Annotated in this window: 18 protein-coding genes; 4 read left to right on the top strand and 14 right to left on the bottom strand. The window is 62.5% G+C overall.

The window, feature by feature from the left end; genetic code table 11:
* Positions 1-4: 4 nt before the first annotated feature.
* Genes CXP40_RS16985 through CXP40_RS16995 form a run of 3 tightly spaced genes read right to left on the bottom strand, consistent with a single transcriptional unit; the run spans position 5 to position 2,400 of the window.
* A complete protein-coding gene (locus CXP40_RS16985; RefSeq protein ID WP_106734720.1) occupies positions 5-1,060 on the bottom strand; it encodes a heme A synthase in 1,056 nt (351 codons plus the stop codon).
* Positions 1,061-1,115: 55 nt separating this feature from the next.
* The gene (locus CXP40_RS16990) at positions 1,116-1,694 is read right to left on the bottom strand and encodes a hypothetical protein (RefSeq protein ID WP_055986032.1); all 579 of its coding nucleotides are present in this window, start codon (positions 1,692-1,694) and stop codon (positions 1,116-1,118) included.
* The gene (locus CXP40_RS16995) at positions 1,669-2,400 is read right to left on the bottom strand and encodes an SURF1 family protein (RefSeq protein ID WP_106734721.1); all 732 of its coding nucleotides are present in this window, start codon (positions 2,398-2,400) and stop codon (positions 1,669-1,671) included. Before CXP40_RS16995 ends, CXP40_RS16990 begins: the two co-directional genes overlap by 26 nt.
* Positions 2,401-2,471: 71 nt before the next feature.
* On the opposite strand from CXP40_RS16995, the gene CXP40_RS17000 reads away from it, so the two are divergent.
* On the top strand, positions 2,472-2,675 hold the full coding sequence (locus tag CXP40_RS17000) for a twin transmembrane helix small protein (protein WP_021487546.1): 204 nt from the start codon (positions 2,472-2,474) through the stop codon (positions 2,673-2,675).
* 6 nt (positions 2,676-2,681) lie between these two features.
* Here CXP40_RS17000 and CXP40_RS17005 read toward each other — a convergent pair whose 3' ends face one another.
* The 4 genes from CXP40_RS17005 to coxB are packed head-to-tail and all read right to left on the bottom strand — an operon-like array spanning position 2,682 to position 6,861.
* Entirely contained in the window at positions 2,682-3,578 is an 897-nt protein-coding gene (locus CXP40_RS17005) for a cytochrome c oxidase subunit 3 (protein ID WP_106734722.1), read from the bottom strand.
* A gap of 11 nt (positions 3,579-3,589) precedes the next feature.
* The gene (locus CXP40_RS17010; protein WP_106734723.1) at positions 3,590-4,138 is read right to left on the bottom strand and encodes a cytochrome c oxidase assembly protein; all 549 of its coding nucleotides are present in this window, start codon (positions 4,136-4,138) and stop codon (positions 3,590-3,592) included.
* A 10-nt stretch (positions 4,139-4,148) separates the two neighbouring features.
* Positions 4,149-5,732 carry a cytochrome c oxidase subunit I gene (ctaD, locus tag CXP40_RS17015; protein WP_017676406.1) on the bottom strand — a complete coding sequence of 528 codons (1,584 nt, stop codon included), beginning with the start codon at positions 5,730-5,732 and terminating at the stop codon, positions 4,149-4,151.
* Between the two features lie 4 nt (positions 5,733-5,736).
* Complete coding sequence (coxB, locus tag CXP40_RS17020) at positions 5,737-6,861, bottom strand: cytochrome c oxidase subunit II (protein ID WP_026088514.1); 1,125 nt, start codon at positions 6,859-6,861, stop codon at positions 5,737-5,739.
* Between the two features lie 404 nt (positions 6,862-7,265).
* On the opposite strand from coxB, the gene CXP40_RS17025 reads away from it, so the two are divergent.
* Positions 7,266-7,907 (top strand): hypothetical protein, encoded by a 642-nt coding sequence (locus CXP40_RS17025; protein ID WP_106734724.1) that lies wholly within the window; start codon positions 7,266-7,268, stop codon positions 7,905-7,907.
* On the opposite strand, the gene CXP40_RS17030 is transcribed toward CXP40_RS17025, so the two are convergent.
* On the bottom strand, positions 7,897-8,826 hold the full coding sequence (locus tag CXP40_RS17030; protein ID WP_106734725.1) for an AEC family transporter: 930 nt from the start codon (positions 8,824-8,826) through the stop codon (positions 7,897-7,899). The two genes, CXP40_RS17025 and CXP40_RS17030, sit on opposite strands and share 11 nt — an antisense overlap.
* A 142-nt stretch (positions 8,827-8,968) precedes the next feature.
* Between CXP40_RS17030 and glsB the strand changes: the two genes are divergently transcribed.
* Together glsB and CXP40_RS17040 are read left to right on the top strand one after the other, a co-directional pair.
* Positions 8,969-9,877: a glutaminase B gene (glsB, locus tag CXP40_RS17035; protein ID WP_099524937.1), complete on the top strand. Its 909-nt coding sequence runs from the start codon at positions 8,969-8,971 to the stop codon at positions 9,875-9,877.
* Between the two features lie 63 nt (positions 9,878-9,940).
* The gene (locus tag CXP40_RS17040; RefSeq protein ID WP_099524938.1) at positions 9,941-10,336 is read left to right on the top strand and encodes a RidA family protein; all 396 of its coding nucleotides are present in this window, start codon (positions 9,941-9,943) and stop codon (positions 10,334-10,336) included.
* A gap of 144 nt (positions 10,337-10,480) precedes the next feature.
* On the opposite strand, the gene CXP40_RS17045 is transcribed toward CXP40_RS17040, so the two are convergent.
* The 6 genes from CXP40_RS17045 to CXP40_RS17070 form a co-directional block, all read right to left on the bottom strand.
* Entirely contained in the window at positions 10,481-12,064 is a 1,584-nt protein-coding gene (locus tag CXP40_RS17045) for a gamma-glutamyltransferase family protein (RefSeq protein ID WP_106734726.1), read from the bottom strand.
* A gap of 9 nt (positions 12,065-12,073) precedes the next feature.
* On the bottom strand, positions 12,074-12,910 hold the full coding sequence (locus CXP40_RS17050; RefSeq protein ID WP_106734727.1) for a sulfite exporter TauE/SafE family protein: 837 nt from the start codon (positions 12,908-12,910) through the stop codon (positions 12,074-12,076).
* Positions 12,911-12,931: 21 nt separating this feature from the next.
* Positions 12,932-14,257, bottom strand: a complete 1,326-nt coding sequence (locus CXP40_RS17055) for a TRAP transporter large permease subunit (protein WP_106734728.1) — start codon at positions 14,255-14,257, stop codon at positions 12,932-12,934.
* A complete protein-coding gene (locus tag CXP40_RS17060) occupies positions 14,254-14,775 on the bottom strand; it encodes a TRAP transporter small permease subunit (protein ID WP_106734729.1) in 522 nt (173 codons plus the stop codon). Before CXP40_RS17060 ends, CXP40_RS17055 begins: the two co-directional genes overlap by 4 nt.
* 4 nt (positions 14,776-14,779) lie before the next feature.
* Positions 14,780-15,874: a TRAP transporter substrate-binding protein gene (locus CXP40_RS17065; protein WP_106734730.1), complete on the bottom strand. Its 1,095-nt coding sequence runs from the start codon at positions 15,872-15,874 to the stop codon at positions 14,780-14,782.
* A gap of 392 nt (positions 15,875-16,266) precedes the next feature.
* Complete coding sequence (locus CXP40_RS17070; RefSeq protein ID WP_017676395.1) at positions 16,267-16,713, bottom strand: Lrp/AsnC family transcriptional regulator; 447 nt, start codon at positions 16,711-16,713, stop codon at positions 16,267-16,269.
* Between the last annotated feature and the right edge of the window lie 8 nt (positions 16,714-16,721).

Consider the following 16,721-nt stretch of genomic DNA (forward strand, 5'->3'; position numbering starts at 1 on the left):
TTATTTACCGGCCTTGAACCAGACCGTTGGAAACCAGAGTCGTGCGCCTGCCCGCCAGACCAGATGCTTCGCGAGCCGCCGCAGAAACAGCCCTCAGGCGATAGTTGATCAGCACCATCACCAGCAGCAGAGCAGCGCCACCAGCGTTGTGCGCCACCGCCACCAGCAGCGGTAGATGGAAGATCACGTTGCTGATACCCAGGCCAACCTGCAGAGCCAGCGCCAGCAGCAGCAGACCGGCCAGGCGCGGCAGCTTGGCAATGCGCAACTGCCAGGCCAGAGCCAACAGCGCCAGCGTTACCAGCAGCGCTCCGATGCGATGGCTCATGTGAATAGCGGTGCGCGCGTCACTGTCGAGCTGCCCGCCCAGGTAGTTGGGGCCGATGTGCTGGGTCAGGTGAAAGCCCTTGCCGAAATCCATAGCCGGCCACCACTCGCCGTGACAGGTGGGCAGGTCGACGCAGGCGACAGCCGCGTAGTTGGAACTGACCCAGCCGCCGAGGGTGATCTGCCCGATCACCAACAGCAGGCAGGCCGCCGCCAATGTGCGCAGGCGCCCCGGCAACTGCAGCGGGGCGAATCGTCCAGACAGGCGCAAAGTGAGCAAGGTCAACAGACTGAGCGTGGCGAAACCGCCGAGCAGGTGAGCGGTGACCACCTGCGGCCATAGCTGCAGGGTGACCGTCCACATGCCGAAGGCACCCTGCAGAATCACCAGCGCCAGAATCGCCAGCGGCAACTTGAGCGGCTGAGTTGGCTCCGCACGACGGCGCACGGACAGGGCAGCAATGGCGAGAATCACCAACCCCAGTGCGCCGGCAAAGTAGCGATGGATCATCTCGTACCAGCCCTTGGCAACCTCTACCGGCGCCTCGGGAAAACGCGCTTCGGCGATGGCCTGCTTGTGCTCGCTCATCGGCACGCCGAGAAACCCGTAGCAGCCTGGCCAATCCGGGCAACCCAGCCCGGCATGGGTCAGTCGGGTGTAGGCACCTAGCAGCACCACCACCACGGTCAGGAGGGTCGCGAACAACGCTAGACGGTAACCGGGCTTGTGCATGTGTACTCCTTGGGCACTGGGCCTGACGCTCTGTCGATATGGACAGAGCGTGGCGTCAACCGATCAGGGAAATTTTCAGCAGGTAGCGCAGATCATCGAGAATGGCCTTGCCCTTGCTGCCGGCCGGATAGCGCAGCACCAGATTGCCGTGTGGGTCGACCAGCCACAGCTGTGCACCCTGAACCGCCTCGGCGGCCTTGTCGTAGGCCTGCAGATCCAGTTGATAGCGTCCAAGTTGCGGGTACTCGCGCTTGAGCGTGGCGTCGTACTCGGCCGGCAGTGGTTCGGCCAGCGCCAGGCCGTGACTCGCGCGGGCAGTCTCGCGATTGAGGCCAATCTGGATCTGCCGCGCCAGGTAAACCAGTTGCTGACAGTCGGCCTCACAGGCGCCCGGTGCTGTCACCAGAATCTGCCACAGCGGCTCCACCTCGCCCTGTACGCCGAGATCGGCAAGGGTGCGCCCATCGCCGATCAGCACACCGTGGTAGCTGCGCGTCTCTGGCACCCAGAAGCGCCATTTGTACATGGCGTTAGCCAGGAACATCGGGCCGATGATAATGGCCAGGATCAACAACAACTGCAGGCGACCACGCCCCTTGCGCGGTGCCTCAGGCATGGCGATGGCTGGGTTCATGACGACGCTCCCGTGCATTGTGAATTCCGAGATAAATGAACAGGCCAAACAGCGCGGCAGCCAGAGAGAACCACTGCACCGCATAGCCAAGATGTTTGCTGGGGCTCATGGCCACGATTGGCCAGTCGACGCGATAACTGGCCGGCCCGGGCTCCAGACGCACCTCGAAAGGCAGACCACCACGACCCAGCTGGCGCCAGAGACTGTCGGCCTCGACCTGCGTGATCAGTCGCGGCCAGCCATCGGTCGCTGCACCGGAGCGCAGATTGAAACCGCCAGAAGGCGCGACATAGACCCAGGCAGTGAGTTGCAGCACGCCGTCAGGGCTATCGAAAGGCGGCGTTGTACGCCGATCCGGCCAAGGCAGCCAGCCGCGATTGAGCAACACCCAGAGACCGCTGGACTGATCGTAGAAAGGCTGCAGCAACTCGACACCGGCATGGCCATCACGGATACGGCTATCGAGCAACAGGCTGTGCTCGGTATCGAAGTGCCCACGCAGTTGAACGCGGCGGTAGGCAGGATCACGCATGGGCTCAAGCTGCTCGAGGCTGATCGGCTCGGCCGTCCGCCGTGCCTCGAAGCTCGCCAACAGCTGGCGTTTCTCTTCGCCACGCTGCAGCTGCCAGAAACCCAGCCAGAGCAACCCCGGCAGCAGCAGGGCAACCAGCACGCTGGGCAACCAACCGGGACGGAAGGCGCTCATTGCGCCCTGCCGATACGGTTTGGGTTGCTGGCTATACTGCAATGCATCACGTCAATCCCCCGGAGTCTCACATGCTCAAGGCCGCGATCGTCCTCATGCTGCTGGCAACCATCGCCAGCCTGTTCAGCGGCCTGTTCTTCCTGGTCAAGGACGAAGGCCATGGTTCCCGCGTGGTCGGCGCGCTGACTGTCCGTGTCGGCCTGACCGCTATTACCGTTGCCCTGGTCGCCTGGGGCTTCTACTCAGGGCAACTGGTCTCTCACGTTACCTGGTAGCCCTCGCTACAGTACGTAGACGAAGATGAACAGGCCGAGCCAGACCACATCGACGAAGTGCCAGTACCAGGAGGCTGCTTCGAAGCCGAAGTGCTGATCGGCGTCGAAGTGCCCACGCATGATGCGCACCAGCATCACCACCAGAATCAGCGTACCGAGCGTCACGTGCGCACCGTGAAAGCCGGTGAGCATGAAGAAGGTGGCGCCGTAGATGCCTGAGCCAAGCGTCAGCCCAAGCTCGGTGTAGGCCTCGATGTACTCCTCGACCTGAAAGAACAGGAATGCCAGGGCCAGCACGATGGTAGCGGCCAGCCAGGCCTTGAGCGGGCCGCGGTGGTTCTTCTTCAGGGCATGATGGGCGAAGGTGATGGTGACGCTGGAGGACACCAGCAAGATGGTGTTGACCAGCGGCAGGTGCCAGGGATCGATCACCCCGCTCGGTGGCGGGAACAGCTTGGAGTCGGGGTTCTGCAACATCGGCCAGCTGTATTCGAAGCCGTCCCAGAGCATGTTGGCCACGCCCTTGTCACCTTCACCGCCGAGCCAGGGGCCGGCCCACATGCGGATGTAGAATAAGGCGCCGAAGAAGGCGACGAAGAACATCACCTCGGAGAAGATGAACCAACTCATGCCCCAGCGAAAGGAACGGTCCATCTGTGCGCTGTACAGACCGCTGCGGCTTTCCTTGATGACGTTGCCAAACCAGCCGAACAGCATCCAGGCCAGGATCAGCCCGCCGACGAAGAAGATCAGCGGCCCGTTGGAGCCTTCACGACCCGCCGACAGATCGTTGAACCAGGTGCCAACGCCGTAGAAGCTGACCAGCAGACCAATGGTGGCGACGATGGGCCACTTGCTCTGCGCCGGTACGTAATAGTTCTCGTGACTTTCGTGACTCGACATTGTTGTTCTCCTTATGGAGCCTGTGCCACTGGCGGTTTGCGCGCGGTGATATCGAACAGGGTGTAGCCCAAGGTCAGGTGCTTCACGTCCTGCGGCAGGTCGCGGTCGACGATGAAGCGCACCGGCATTTCGATGCGCTCGCCCGGTTGCAACACCTGCTGGGTAAAGCAGAAACACTCGGTCTTGTGAAAGAAGGCCGCCGCCTTCGAAGGCGATACGCTGGGAATCGCCTGCGCGCTCATCGGCCTGTCGCTGGGGTTATAGGCGACGAATAGCATGTCGCGCGCCTCGCCCGGGTGAACCAGAATCTCGTCAGCCTGCGGGCCGAACTCCCAGACCATGCCGGCGGCGTTGGTGGCGAGAAACTGCACGCGCACCTGGCGCTGCTCATCCACCATTTGCTCGCCCTGGTAGGCCCCGGCCGTCTTGCCGTTGATGCCGAAGACCCGGCACATGGCGTCGTAGAACGGCGGCAGGACGAAGATGCCGAAGCAGAACATCACCACCACCACAAGCAGCAGACGGGTAACCAGGCGACGAGTCGCGATGACCTCGCTCACGGCAGACCTCCTATTTCACTTCCGGCGGCGTGCTGAAGGTGTGGTAGGGCGCCGGTGAAGGCACCGTCCACTCCAGGCCTTCGGCACCGTCCCAGGGTTTGGCCGGGGCCGGCTTGCCGCCGCGAATGCACTTGATGACGATGAACAGGAACAGCAACTGAGTAGCCCCAAACATGAACGCGCCGATACTGGAGATCATGTTGAAGTTGGCGAACATCATGTTGTAGTCGGGGATACGCCGCGGCATGCCAGCCAGGCCAACGAAGTGCATCGGAAAGAACGCCAGGTTCATGCCGATGAAGCTCATCCAGAAATGCAGTTTGGCCAGGGTTTCGTCATACATGTGGCCGGTCCACTTGGGTAGCCAGTAGTAGGCCGAGGCGAAGATGCCGAAGATTGCGCCAGGCACCAGCACGTAGTGGAAATGCGCCACCACGAAGTAGGTGTCGTGATACTGGAAGTCCGCCGGCGCGATGGCCAGCATCAAGCCGGAGAAACCACCGATGGTGAACAGGATGACGAAGGCCACCGAGAACAGCATCGGCGCCTCGAAGGTCATCGAGCCCTGCCACATGGTACTGGCCCAGTTGAACACCTTCACCCCGGTGGGCACGGCGATCAGCATGGTGGCGTACATGAAGAACAGCTCGCCGGTCAGCGGAATGCCGACGGTGAACATGTGGTGCGCCCAGACGATGAACGACAGGAAGGCGATCGCCGCCGTGGCGTAGACCATCGAGGTGTAGCCGAATAGCGGCTTGCGTGCGAACGCAGGGATAATCGAGCTGACCGCGCCGAAGGCGGGCAGAATCATGATGTACACCTCGGGGTGACCGAAGAACCAGAACACATGCTGGAACAGCACCGGATCACCACCGCCAGCAGCGTTGAAGAAGCTGGTGCCGAAGTGGATGTCCATCAGCATCATGGTCACGCAGCCAGCCAGTACCGGCATCACCGCAATCAGCAGAAACGCCGTGATCAGCCAGGTCCAGACGAACAGCGGCATCTTCATCAGAGTCATGCCGGGCGCGCGCAGGTTGAGGATGGTGGCGACCACGTTGATCGCCCCCATGATCGAACTGATGCCCATCAGGTGCACGGCGAAGATGAAGAAGGTGGTGCTCTCCGGCCCGTAGGTGGTCGACAGCGGCGCGTAGAAGGTCCAGCCGAAGTTCGGCCCGCCGCCTTCCATGAACAGCGTCGAGACCAGCAGACCGAATGCCGCGGGCAACAGCCAGAAGCTGAAGTTGTTCATCCGTGGCAGGGCCATGTCCGGCGCGCCGATCATCAGCGGGATCATCCAGTTGGCGAGGCCGACGAAGGCCGGCATCACCGCACCGAAGACCATGATCAGGCCGTGCATGGTGGTCATCTGGTTGAAGAATTCCGGCTGCACGATCTGCAGGCCCGGCTGGAACAGCTCGGCACGGATGACCATGGCCATCGAGCCGCCCAGCAGGAACATGCAGAAGCTGAACCACAGGTACATCGTGCCGATGTCCTTGTGGTTGGTGGTCAGCACCCAGCGCATCAGGCCCTTGGCCGGGCCATGGTGGTGGTCAGTATGACCGTGGTCGATCACTGCACTCATGTCCTTACTCCTGCGCCTTGGAGAAATCGAGAATGTCCTTGGGCGTGACCATGTCACCGACATTGTTGCCCCAGGCGTTGCGCTCGTAGGTGATGATGGCGGCCAGGTCAACCGGCGACAGCTGCTTGCCGAAGGCGGCCATGGAGGTGCCAGGCTTGCCTTGGTAGACGATGTGGATATGCCCCTCGGCCGGCCCGGTGGCGATGGCCGAGCCCTTGAGCGCCGGGAACATCGGTGGCAGACCTTCACCGGTAGGCTGGTGGCAGGCTGCGCAAGAGGTGTTGTAGGCCTTCTCACCACGCGCCATCAGCTCTTCCATGGTCCATTCCTTGCTGGTCAGCTCACGCTCAGCGGCGGCAGCCTGCTTGCGCTCGGCCAGCCAGGCATCGAAGTCTTCCTTGGACTTGGCCTCGACCACCACCGGCATGAACCCGTGGTCCTTGCCGCACAGCTCGGTGCACTGGCCACGGTAGATGCCGGGCTCCTCGATGCGCGTCCAGGATTCGTTGATGAACCCAGGGATGGCGTCTTTCTTCACTGCCAATGCTGGTACCCACCAGGAGTGAATGACGTCGGCGGCGGTGATCAGGAAGCGCACCTTGGTGCCCACCGGCACCACCAGCGGCTCGTCGACTTCCAGCAGGTAGTGTTCGCCCTTGGCTTCGCGGTTATTGATCTGCGAGCGCGGCGTGGTCAGGTTGCTGAAGAATTCGACATCCTGACCCAGGTACTTGTAGTGCCACTTCCACTGGTAGCCAGTGACCTGAATATCCAGCTCGGACTCGGAGGTGTCGTAGATCTCGATCAGCGTCTTGGTCGCCGGGATCGCCATCACCACCAGAATGGCCAATGGCACCACGGTCCAGAGAATCTCGACAGTTGTACTTTCGTGAAAATGCGCGGGTTTCTGGCCGGTGGAGCGGCGGTGCATGATCATCGACCAGAACATGGCGCCGAACACGATCACGCCGATCACAACGCAGATCCAGAAAATGGTCATGTGCAGATCGAAAACAGAGCGGCTGACGTCGGTTACACCGGGCGCCATATTGACCGTCCACTGCGCGTGCGCCGAGCCTAATGCCAGCCACAGCAGGAGGCCCATCCAGACTCGTGGATGTCGCATCATTGCGGGTTCCCCTTGATTGTTCTTGTTATCCCGCCGGCTGAGCCTGCGGTTAAGGGATCGACTGCCATAGAGCGACATGGCGGACTCACTGTCCGCGTACCGCGCTCAACTGCTGGCGACTACTGCCGAAACCTCTCCGTGCCTGAGCTCGTCCGGTTCCATCAGGTACTGCCTTTCGAACTCGAGTATAGACGGGGAGTTGCACCTGGCAACGTACGCGCAAAAATCGCCGAAGGCGCGCAAGCCTTGTGCTAAACGCCCCGACTGACGCGGGGTGTAGCCGTTCTGATACAGGCATTTATAGCCAACTCGCATAAGTATGAAAAAGTTATGACAATCGCGTCTTAGCCGACTGCCGGAGCCGGCTAAGGTTCACGTCCATGTCCTGAAATGTAGGAGCCGTCATGAACACCGCCGCCCTTCGTCAATTGATCACCCAGGCTCGTCAGCAGGAAAATGGCAGCCAGGCTCTCTCGCGCTACCTGCAGGCTCAGCTGGAGCGCCTGCATCCGTCCATCCGTCTACCGGAGGATGATGCGCCTGGGGCACTGACCGCCTTCGTCATCGCCTATATCGAGGAGGTGCCGGACGTGCTCGACGCTGCTGCCGAAGTAGCGCGCGAAGCAGGAATCGAGGCTGCCGTGAAACCGGTGCTGAAGATCGCCGAGCATTTCTTCCTGCAGCCACCAGCGCTGATGGAGGGCCACGAAGGACTCGAAGGCCTGCTCGACGAGGCCTATCTGGCCCATCGCCTGGTGGAAGAGGTCAACGACCGCTATATCGCACACCTCGGCCAGCCGCTGATCCCGCTGGACACCACACGCGCCAACCTGATCGCCCACCAGTTGATTGGCGAGCCCTTCGCCAACCAGCTCGACGAAGCGGTGCATCATGCCTTGGCCGGTATGCTCGATGACGCCAGCTTCGACCAACCCTCGGTGCAGGCCTACCGCGAACGTCTGGCGGCGCCGGATACCGCCTCGGCCTGGCGGCGCTGGCCCTGCCTGTCGCAGCAGTTGGGCGTGGAGCTGCAACTCAAGGCGTGATCAGCAGCAGGATCAGAGTCAAGGTCAGCAGCGAGCCGAGGGTAGAGAACAGGATCGCCCGCGACACCAGCGCCGCCTGGCGCTGGTAGTACTCGGCGAGCATGAACGGCCCAGTGCCCGTTGGCAGCGCGCTGAGTAGCAACGCGGCATGTGCCCAGAACGGCGGCAGGTCGAGCAGCACGAAGGCAATGAACCAGGTCACCAGCGGCTGCAAAACCAGCTTCAAAGCCACCAACGGCCAGGCGCCTTCGCTCGGCCCGCTCTGCCGCTGCGCCAGGAACAACCCCAGCGACACCAGTGCGCAGGGCACCGTGGCGGCGCCGAGCAAGCGCAGAAATTCGTCCAGCGCCGCGGGCATCTGCACGCCACCAAACGCCCAGGCAGCACCAAGCAGTGGCGCGACCACCAGCGGGTTTTTCAGGAGCGCCATGACCACCTGCACGATGGCGCCGCCCAACCCCTTCTTGCTCTGCAGACCTACCTCGATGCACACCACTGCCAGGCCGAACAGCACACAGACCACCATCAGCGAGGCGATCAAGGCCGGCGCCATGCCGTCCTCGCCCAGTACCAGCACGCACAGCGGAATGCCGATATAGCCGGTGTTGGCGTAACCGGCGCTGAGCCCGTCGATACTGGCGTCGACCAGGCTGCCAGTGGTTTTCCAGCGATACACCAGCGTGACCAGAAATACCGCGAGCACGCCGCCGGTAAAGGCAAGCAAGAAACCGGGCTGCCAGATGTGTGCCCAGTCGGCCTTGGCCGTAAGGCTGAACAGCAACGCAGGCAGGCCGAGCCAGACCACGAAGCGGTTCATCTCCGATGCGGCGGTCTCTCCCAAGCGATTGGTTCGCCGGCAGATGAAACCAACCAGGATCAGGCCGAAGATCGGCAGCAGTACATTGAGAACGGTGGACATCGAACCACGCCAGCGACAGGGGAGGACCGAGACTAGGTGGCCGCGCTGCTCAGGGCAAGCGCCTACCTGTGATTCCGTAGCCCCCGCAGGCGTCTAGCTCTGACCTGCCGGGACGCTCCCCGGCCTACTCGCGAGCCTGAACATGCAAGCGCTGTTGACCGAAATTCTCGATGAAGTCCGCCCGCTGATCGGCCAGGGCAAGGTGGCCGATTACATTCCCGCGCTGGCCAACGTGGTGCCTGACCAACTGGGCATCGCCGTCTACGGCAACGACGGCCAGGTACATGTCGCCGGCGATGCACGTACGCCCTTCTCGATCCAAAGCATTTCCAAGGTGTTCAGCCTGGTCCAGGCCATCGGCCACAGCGGCGAGAGCATCTGGCAGCGCCTGGGCCATGAGCCGTCCGGACAGCCGTTCAACTCGCTGGTGCAGCTCGAATTCGAGCGAGGCAAGCCGCGCAATCCCTTCATCAACGCGGGCGCTCTGGTGATCTGCGATATCAACCAGTCGCGCTATGCCGCACCGGCACTGTCGATGCGCGACTTCGTCCGGCGTCTGTCGGGCAACCCCGAGGTCACAGTGGACAACCACGTCGCCGAATCGGAGTACCAGCACCGCGCGCGCAACGCGGCAGCGGCGTACCTGATGCAGTCGTTCGGCAATTTTCACAACGAAGTCGAGGCGGTGCTGCGCAGCTACTTCAGCTGCTGCGCGCTGCGCATGAGCTGCGTCGACCTCGCGCGTGCCTTCGGCTTCCTGGCCAATGAAGGTTTCTGCCAGCACAGCGGCGAACAGGTGCTGTCGCCACGCCAGACCAAGCAGGTCAACGCCATCATGGCCACCAGCGGGCTGTACGATGAAGCCGGCAACTTCGCCTATCGCGTCGGGCTGCCGGGCAAAAGCGGCGTCGGCGGCGGCATCCTCGCCGTGGTACCGGGGCAGTTCAGCGTGTGCGTGTGGTCGCCGGAGCTCAATGCTGCGGGCAACTCCCTGGCCGGGATCAAGGCGCTGGAGCTGCTCAGCGAACGCATCGGCTGGTCGGTATTCTGAGGTATGGTCACAGGGGCCGGCGCAGTGCTGTGTCGGTGCCCATTGATCAGCCCTGGAGTGCTTATGTCGTTGCCTGAATACCACATGTTCGCCGCCGCGCCCGAGCCAGTCGCGCCGTTCTCCCACGCCTGCGAAGCCGATGGCTGGGTGTTCATCACCGGCCAGCTGCCCATCGACCCAGGCAACGAAGCGGCGCCGCTGCCCGAAGGCATCGAGGCGCAAACGCACAAGACCTTCGACAACCTGCTGGTGGTCCTCGAAGGGCTCGGCCTTGGCCTGGAAAATGTGGTCTCGGCTCGCGCCTTCCTCACCGATTTCTATGGTGACTACGCGCGCTTCAACGCGGTGTACGCCAGCTACTTCCCCGAGGGCAAGCGCCCGGCGCGCACCTGCATCGGCACCACCGGGCTGGCGCGGCATGCGCTGGTGGAAATCGACTTCATTGCGCGGCGGCCATAGGGTCTGTTGAGCTTGTGTAGGAGTCGCGCCCCGCGACGAATGCGGTGTACACCATCGGTTTCACTGAATGGCTGCAATCGCTTCGCCCCGAGGCGGGGCTCCTACAGGAGTGCGCTATGGCCTGCACAGGGTAGCCATAACCTTCTACAAGCCGCAGACGCTGCCGTCGCTGCGCGGGTCCGCCGCACCTTCAAGCACGCCGTTGGGGTGTCGCAGCAACGCGCCGGCATGGCCCATGGTGTCGCTGAAGGCTTCGTCCAGCACCTCGATCACATGGCCGGCGGCGCGCAGCTGTTCGATCAGCTCGGCGGGGAAGCGATTCTCCAGCTTGAGGCTGGTGCTGACGTCGCCCCAGGTGCGCCCCAGCAACCAGCGGGGCGCGGTGATGGCAGCCTGCAGGTCGCTGCCCAGACGATAACGGCTGAACAGCGCGGCCTGGGTTTGCGGTTGGCCTTCGCCGCCCATGGTGCCGTAGCTCAGCACGCGGCCATCGTCGAACAGCGCCAGCGCCGGGTTGAGGGTGTGGAATGGCTTGCGCCCCGGCTCCAGAGCCTGCAGCGCGGCCGGGTCGAGGGAGAAGCTGATGCCACGGTTCTGCCAGGCCACACCGCTGGACGGCAGCACCATGCCGGAACCGAACTCCCAGTACACACTCTGGATAAAGCTCACCGCGCGGCCTTCGCTGTCGATGCAGCCCATCCAGATGGTGTCGCCTGGCGAAGTCGGGCGCGGCCATTTCAGGGCGCTGTCAGGGTCGACCGCCGCAGCCAGGGCGTCGAGGTTTTCTGGGGCGAGGAAGCCTTGTGGGTCGGCCGGCACACGGCGCGGGTCGGTGACCACACGATCACGGATCATGAATGCCTGCTTGGTCGATTCGACCAGGCCATGTACATGGGTGAAGCCCTCCGCTTCAGCGACTTTGAGGCGCTCGAACACACCAAGGATCAGTAGCGAGGCCAGCCCCTGGGTCGGCGGTGGCATGTTGTACAGAGTGGCGTCGCCCAGACGCACCTGCAACGGAGTAACCACCTGCGCCTGGTAAGCCTGCAGATCAGCCAGGCGCAGCGGGCTGCCCAGTTGTTCCAGTTCGGCAGCCATGCGCGTGGCCAGCTCACCTCGGTAGAAGTCATCCAGACCTTTTTCTGCCAGGTGCGCCAGGGTGTCGCCCAAAGCCGTCTGCTTCATCAGGCTACCTTCGGCCGGCACCTGACCGTTGTTCAGATAAACGTTGGCAAAGCCCGGCACGTCCTTGAGTTCATCGAACTTGACCCGCGTCAGGTGCGCCTGGCTGCGACTGACGACGATGCCGTTGCGCGCCTGGCCGATGGCCTCGGCGAGCAGGTCGCGCAGCGGCAGTGGCGTGCCCCATGCGGATGCCACTTCCAGGGCCTTGGCCCAGCCACCGATGGTCCCGGCGACGGTCAGCGCCGCCGTTGGGCCACGACTGGGGATGGTCTCCAGACCTGCGTAGAACTCGCGATCAGCCAGCGCTGCGCTGCTGCCACAGGCATCGATGGCCACCGGGGCCTTGCCCGGCTCGTGGATCAGCCAGAAGCCGTCACCGCCAATGGCGTTCATGTGCGGATAGACCACGGCGATGCTGGCAGCCGCGGCGACCATGGCCTCGACGGCGTTGCCGCCGGCCTTGAGTACGTCACGGCCGGCCTGGGCGGCCAGGTGATGGGGGGCGACGAAAATGCCGCGGGTGGCATGGGTACTTTTCAGCATGATCGATCCTCAGAGGGCAAAGGCGCCGAACAGCATGCGTACTGCTGTAAGGGCCAGAAATAGGGCGAACAGGCGGCGCAGCAGGCGCGCGTTGATGGCATGAGCGATGCGTGCGCCCCAGGGCGCGGTGAGCATGGTCACCGGCACGATCATCGCCAGGCCGAGCAGGTTGACGTAGCCCAGGGTGGCCGGGGGCAGGTTGTCCGCGCCCAGGCCGTTGATCAGATAAGCCAGGGCACCGGGCAGGCTGATGATCACACCCAGTGCGGCGCCGGTGCCGACAGCGATATGCATGGGCGTGCGGCAAGCATTGAGGACCGGCACGCTGAGGGTGCCGCCACCAATGCCCATCAGGGTCGACAGGCTGCCGATGAATACCCCAAGCACGCCGCTGCCAGCTTTGCCAGGCAGCCCGTCGCGCAGGCTCAGGTTGCGCTCGACCGCCATGTTCAGCGCCACCAGCAGGGCGATCACAGCGAAGATCGCCGCCAGCACCTGGCCGCTGAGATAGCCGCTGAGCAACGCACCGATCAGCACGCCAACCAGAGTCCCGGGGATCAGCGGTTTGAGCAGTTCCGGCTTGAGCCCGCCGCGCTTGTAGTGCGCTCTGGCAGAGATGATCGAAGTCGGCACGATGGCCGCCAGCGAGGTGCCCACCGCGACGTGCATGCGCACCTCGGGGTCGATACCAAGCAGGGTGAACAGGTGGTACAGCACCGGCACGATGACGATACCGCCACCAACACCAAGCAGGCCGGCGAGGATGCCGGCCACCGCGCCGGTCAACAGCAGGGCGCAGACCAGTCCGGCCAGCCACAGCGGGCTGTAGGCAGAGAAAAAATCCATAAGCGCTCTCTTGCGTCAGGGTTACCAGCCAATGGCCTTGGGCAGCCAGGTCGCCAGGGTCGGGAAGGCGAACACCAGGGCCACGGCGAGCATTTGCAGTGCCACGAAGGGCAGTGCGCCGATGTAAATATCCTTGGTGCTGATGCCGGGTGGCGCTACGCCCTTGAGGAAGAACAGTGCCCAACCAAATGGCGGCGTGAGGAACGACATCTGCAGGTTCAGCGCGACCAGAATCGCCAGCCAGACCATGTCGGTGCCATAGCCCATGAACACCGGCAGGAACATAGGCAGGGCGATGTAGGAAATCTCGATCCACTCCAGGAAGAAACCAAGTACGAACAGCAGCACCATGAGGAACAAGACTGCACCCAGCTCACCGCCCGGCAGCAGGCTGAACAGGTCATGCACCAGGGCTTCGCCACCCAGACCGCGGAAGGCCAGGGAGAACGGCTGCGAGCAGAGCAGAATGAGGAAGATCATCGCGCTGATGCTCAGGGTGCCGTGCAGGGTCTGCTTGAGGGTTTCGCGGTTCAGACGCCCGGCGCAGCCGGCAATGACAAGTGCCCCAAGGGCACCGACGGAAGCGGCTTCGGTGGGTGCGGCCAGGCCGCCGATGATCGAGCCGAGCACGCAGACCACCAGCAGCAGCGGCGGCAGGACCGATTTGGCAATGTTCTTCCATAGCTGTTTACGGCTGATCAGCGCGCGTTCTTCGGCAGGAATCGCCGGCACCCACTGCGGGCGCAACCAGCCGAGCAGCAGCATGTAGCCGATGTAGACGCCGGCCAGCACCAGGCTGGGGATAAATGCCGCGGCGAAGATCGAACCCACCGATTCGCCGAGGATATCGGCCAGCAGAATCAGCACCAGGCTCGGTGGAATGATCTGTCCCAGAGTGCCGGAGGCGCAGATGGTGCCGCAGGCCACGCTGGGCTTATAGCCACGGCGCAGCAGCACCGGCAGGGTCAGCAGGCCAATAGTCACTACGGTGGCGCCGACGATGCCCGTGGAGGCACCGAGCAGCACGCCGACCAGCACGATTGCCAGGCCCATACCGCCGTTGAGGCCGCCCATGGCCTGACCGACCGTCTCCAGCATGTCCTCGGCGACTTTGGATTTCTCCAGCATCACCCCCATGAAGGTAAACAGCGGTATCGCCAGCAGCGTGTAGTTGCTGACCACGCCAAACATGCGCGCCGGCAGCAGGCTGAACAGCATTGGGCCGAAGCCGATCAGGCCGGCGGCGAAACCGGACACAGCCAGGGAAATGGCCACCGGCACGCCGACCATCATCATCGAGAAAAAGGCGAACACCATCAGGATCGCCAGCCATTCATTGGGGCTCATGGCAAGGCCTCCTCAGGTACGGGGTTGGGGGTGAGCAGGCCTTTGATGGCGCGCAGGGTGTCAGCAATGCCTTGCAGGCCGAACAGGGCAAAACCCAGCGGCAGGAAGGCCTTGACCAGAAAGCGGTGAGGCAAGCCGCCGGGGTCTGGCGAGCCTTCGCCGATGGCGTAGGACTGCATCATGTAGTGCCAGCAGACCCAGGCCAGAAACAGACCGATCAGGCAGGTAGACAGGGCGCTGAACAAGTCCACTGCAGCCTGGGTGCGCGGCTGGAATTTCTCGTAGATAAAGTCCACCCGCACGTCGGCGCGGTGTTTCAACACGTAGGAGATGCCGAGCAGCGCGATGGGCGAAATCAGAAACCATTCGAGCTCCTGCAACGCCACCGGGCTCACGGAAAAGCCATAGCGGATCAGCACGTTGGCCGACACCAGCAGGACCAGCACCAGCACGCAGCCGCGTGCCAGGCTGCCCAGGGTCTCAACCAACTGCTCGATGCGGTTGATCACGGCATGCATCGCCTCACACCCCCAGGTCCATGAAACCTTTCTCGCCGGTTACCGACCAGGTGCTGTACTTCTTGCGGAACGCCATGAAGTGGTCATGTACCTTGCGTGTTGCGGGGTCTGCGGCAGCCATGCTGGCCAGGGTGTCGTTAGTGACCTCGCGCAGGCGGGTGATGATCGTGGTGGGCAGGGGTTTGGCGATCACACCTTCATTGGTCACCAGGTCTTCCAGGGCGTCAGCGTTGACCGCGTCGGACCAGGCCAGGCTCTCGGCGTTGCAGGCCTGGGCGCAAATGCGCACGATGGCTTGCAGATCGGCCGGCAGGGTTTCCCAGGCCTTTTTGTTGATGATCAGTTCAGTGACGTTGGTCGGCTCATGCCAACCAGTGGTGTAGTAGTTCTTGGCCGCCTTGTGCAGACCCATGCGTCGATCTTGATATGGCCCGACGAATTCGGCTGCGTCGATCACCCCGCGCTCCAGCGCCGGGAAAATCTCGCCACCGGGCAGCAGACGCACCGCCACGCCCAGTTCGCTGTAGACCTTGCCAGCCAGGCCGGCGATGCGCATTTTCAGGCCCTTGAGGCTGTCCACGTTTTCCAGGGGTTGGCGGAACCAGCCCGTCATCTGGGTGCCGGTGTTGCCCATTGGCATCGGCACCAGGCCGTGGGATTCGTAGAGCTCTTCCCAGAGTTGCAGGCCGCCGCCGTTGTAAAGCCAAGCGTTCATGCCCTGGGTATTCATGCCGAACGGCACAGCGGTGAAGAACTGTGCGGCGGGGATCTTGCCAGCCCAGAAGAAAGCATTGGCGGCGTTCATTTCCACCATGCCACTGGACACCGCATCGAAGCCTTCGAGCGCCGGAATCAGCTCACCAGCAGCGAAGTGCTGGATCTTCAGGCGGCCATTGGACATGGCCTCGACGCGCTTGCAGAAATCGGTCGGGCTACCCGGCCCCTGCACATAGAACGGCGAGCCGGGCGCGTATGCGTTGGTCATCTTCCAGTTGAAGGTTTTTTCGCTGGCAGCGGCGATGCCCGAGGCACCCAGGGTCAGGCCTGCGCCGGCGGCAACGGCTCCAGCACCAAGGAATTTACGACGGTTAAGGCTCATGGGGCGGTCTCCAGTTACACAGTGGCTCCAATCGGCGCAACGGCCTATCGGATGTAAAGTGGTCTGGAAGCCCTAGAGCAACACGCGTGCCAGTAGAAAAATATATTTAAACTATTGTTTTATAACGGTTTTTCTATTTATTGAAGAATATGGCCGTTAGCCAGACTGCACAAAAAATAAGCATCTTTAGGCTGCTTCTGGCGACGAATCGTCAATACACCGCAGGGAATGAATACATTTGTCAGCAGTGCCAAACCATTTGCATACGATCGGTCCGCTGACCTTGCCTTCAACTGACGAATGTCAGTTATGCACTAGATGAGCGCACTGAGCGCTTTTTTAAGGCGTCGAAGCCTCAGGTATAGTGAGAAATAGCTCGATGTATCAAGATGTTACAGGCGAGCACCGCCGCGCCGGTGCTTCACTCGCGTCATCAGTGCCTTGCAGTCGACCGTGAGAATCTCTGGATGGTTGAAGATATGCTCGCGCACGAATGCATCAAAGGTCTCGTAGCTGTCGGTCAGCGTGTGAATGTGCAGGCTTTTCAGATCACTCATGATGTACAGACTGACCACCTCCACGGTGGCCGAGAGTCGCTCGGCGACGGCTTCGATAGCATGCGGCGCGACAGTAAGATCGACGAAAGTGGAAATACCCTTGCCGAGCTTTTCCGGATTCACCACGGCCGTGAATTTCTCGATGACTCCGGTATCGACCAGGGCCTGTACCCGAGTGCGTGCGTGGGCTCGGGATATGTTGAGCTGGCGTGCGATATCGGCAAAAGACGTGCGCGAGTCCTTGATCAGGATATTCAGCAGAGCGTTGTCGAGCTTGTTCATGGCTGTCA

The organism is Pseudomonas sp. YY-1 (genome assembly GCF_002843095.1).
Classification (GTDB): Bacteria; Pseudomonadota; Gammaproteobacteria; order Pseudomonadales; family Pseudomonadaceae; genus Aquipseudomonas; species Aquipseudomonas sediminis_A.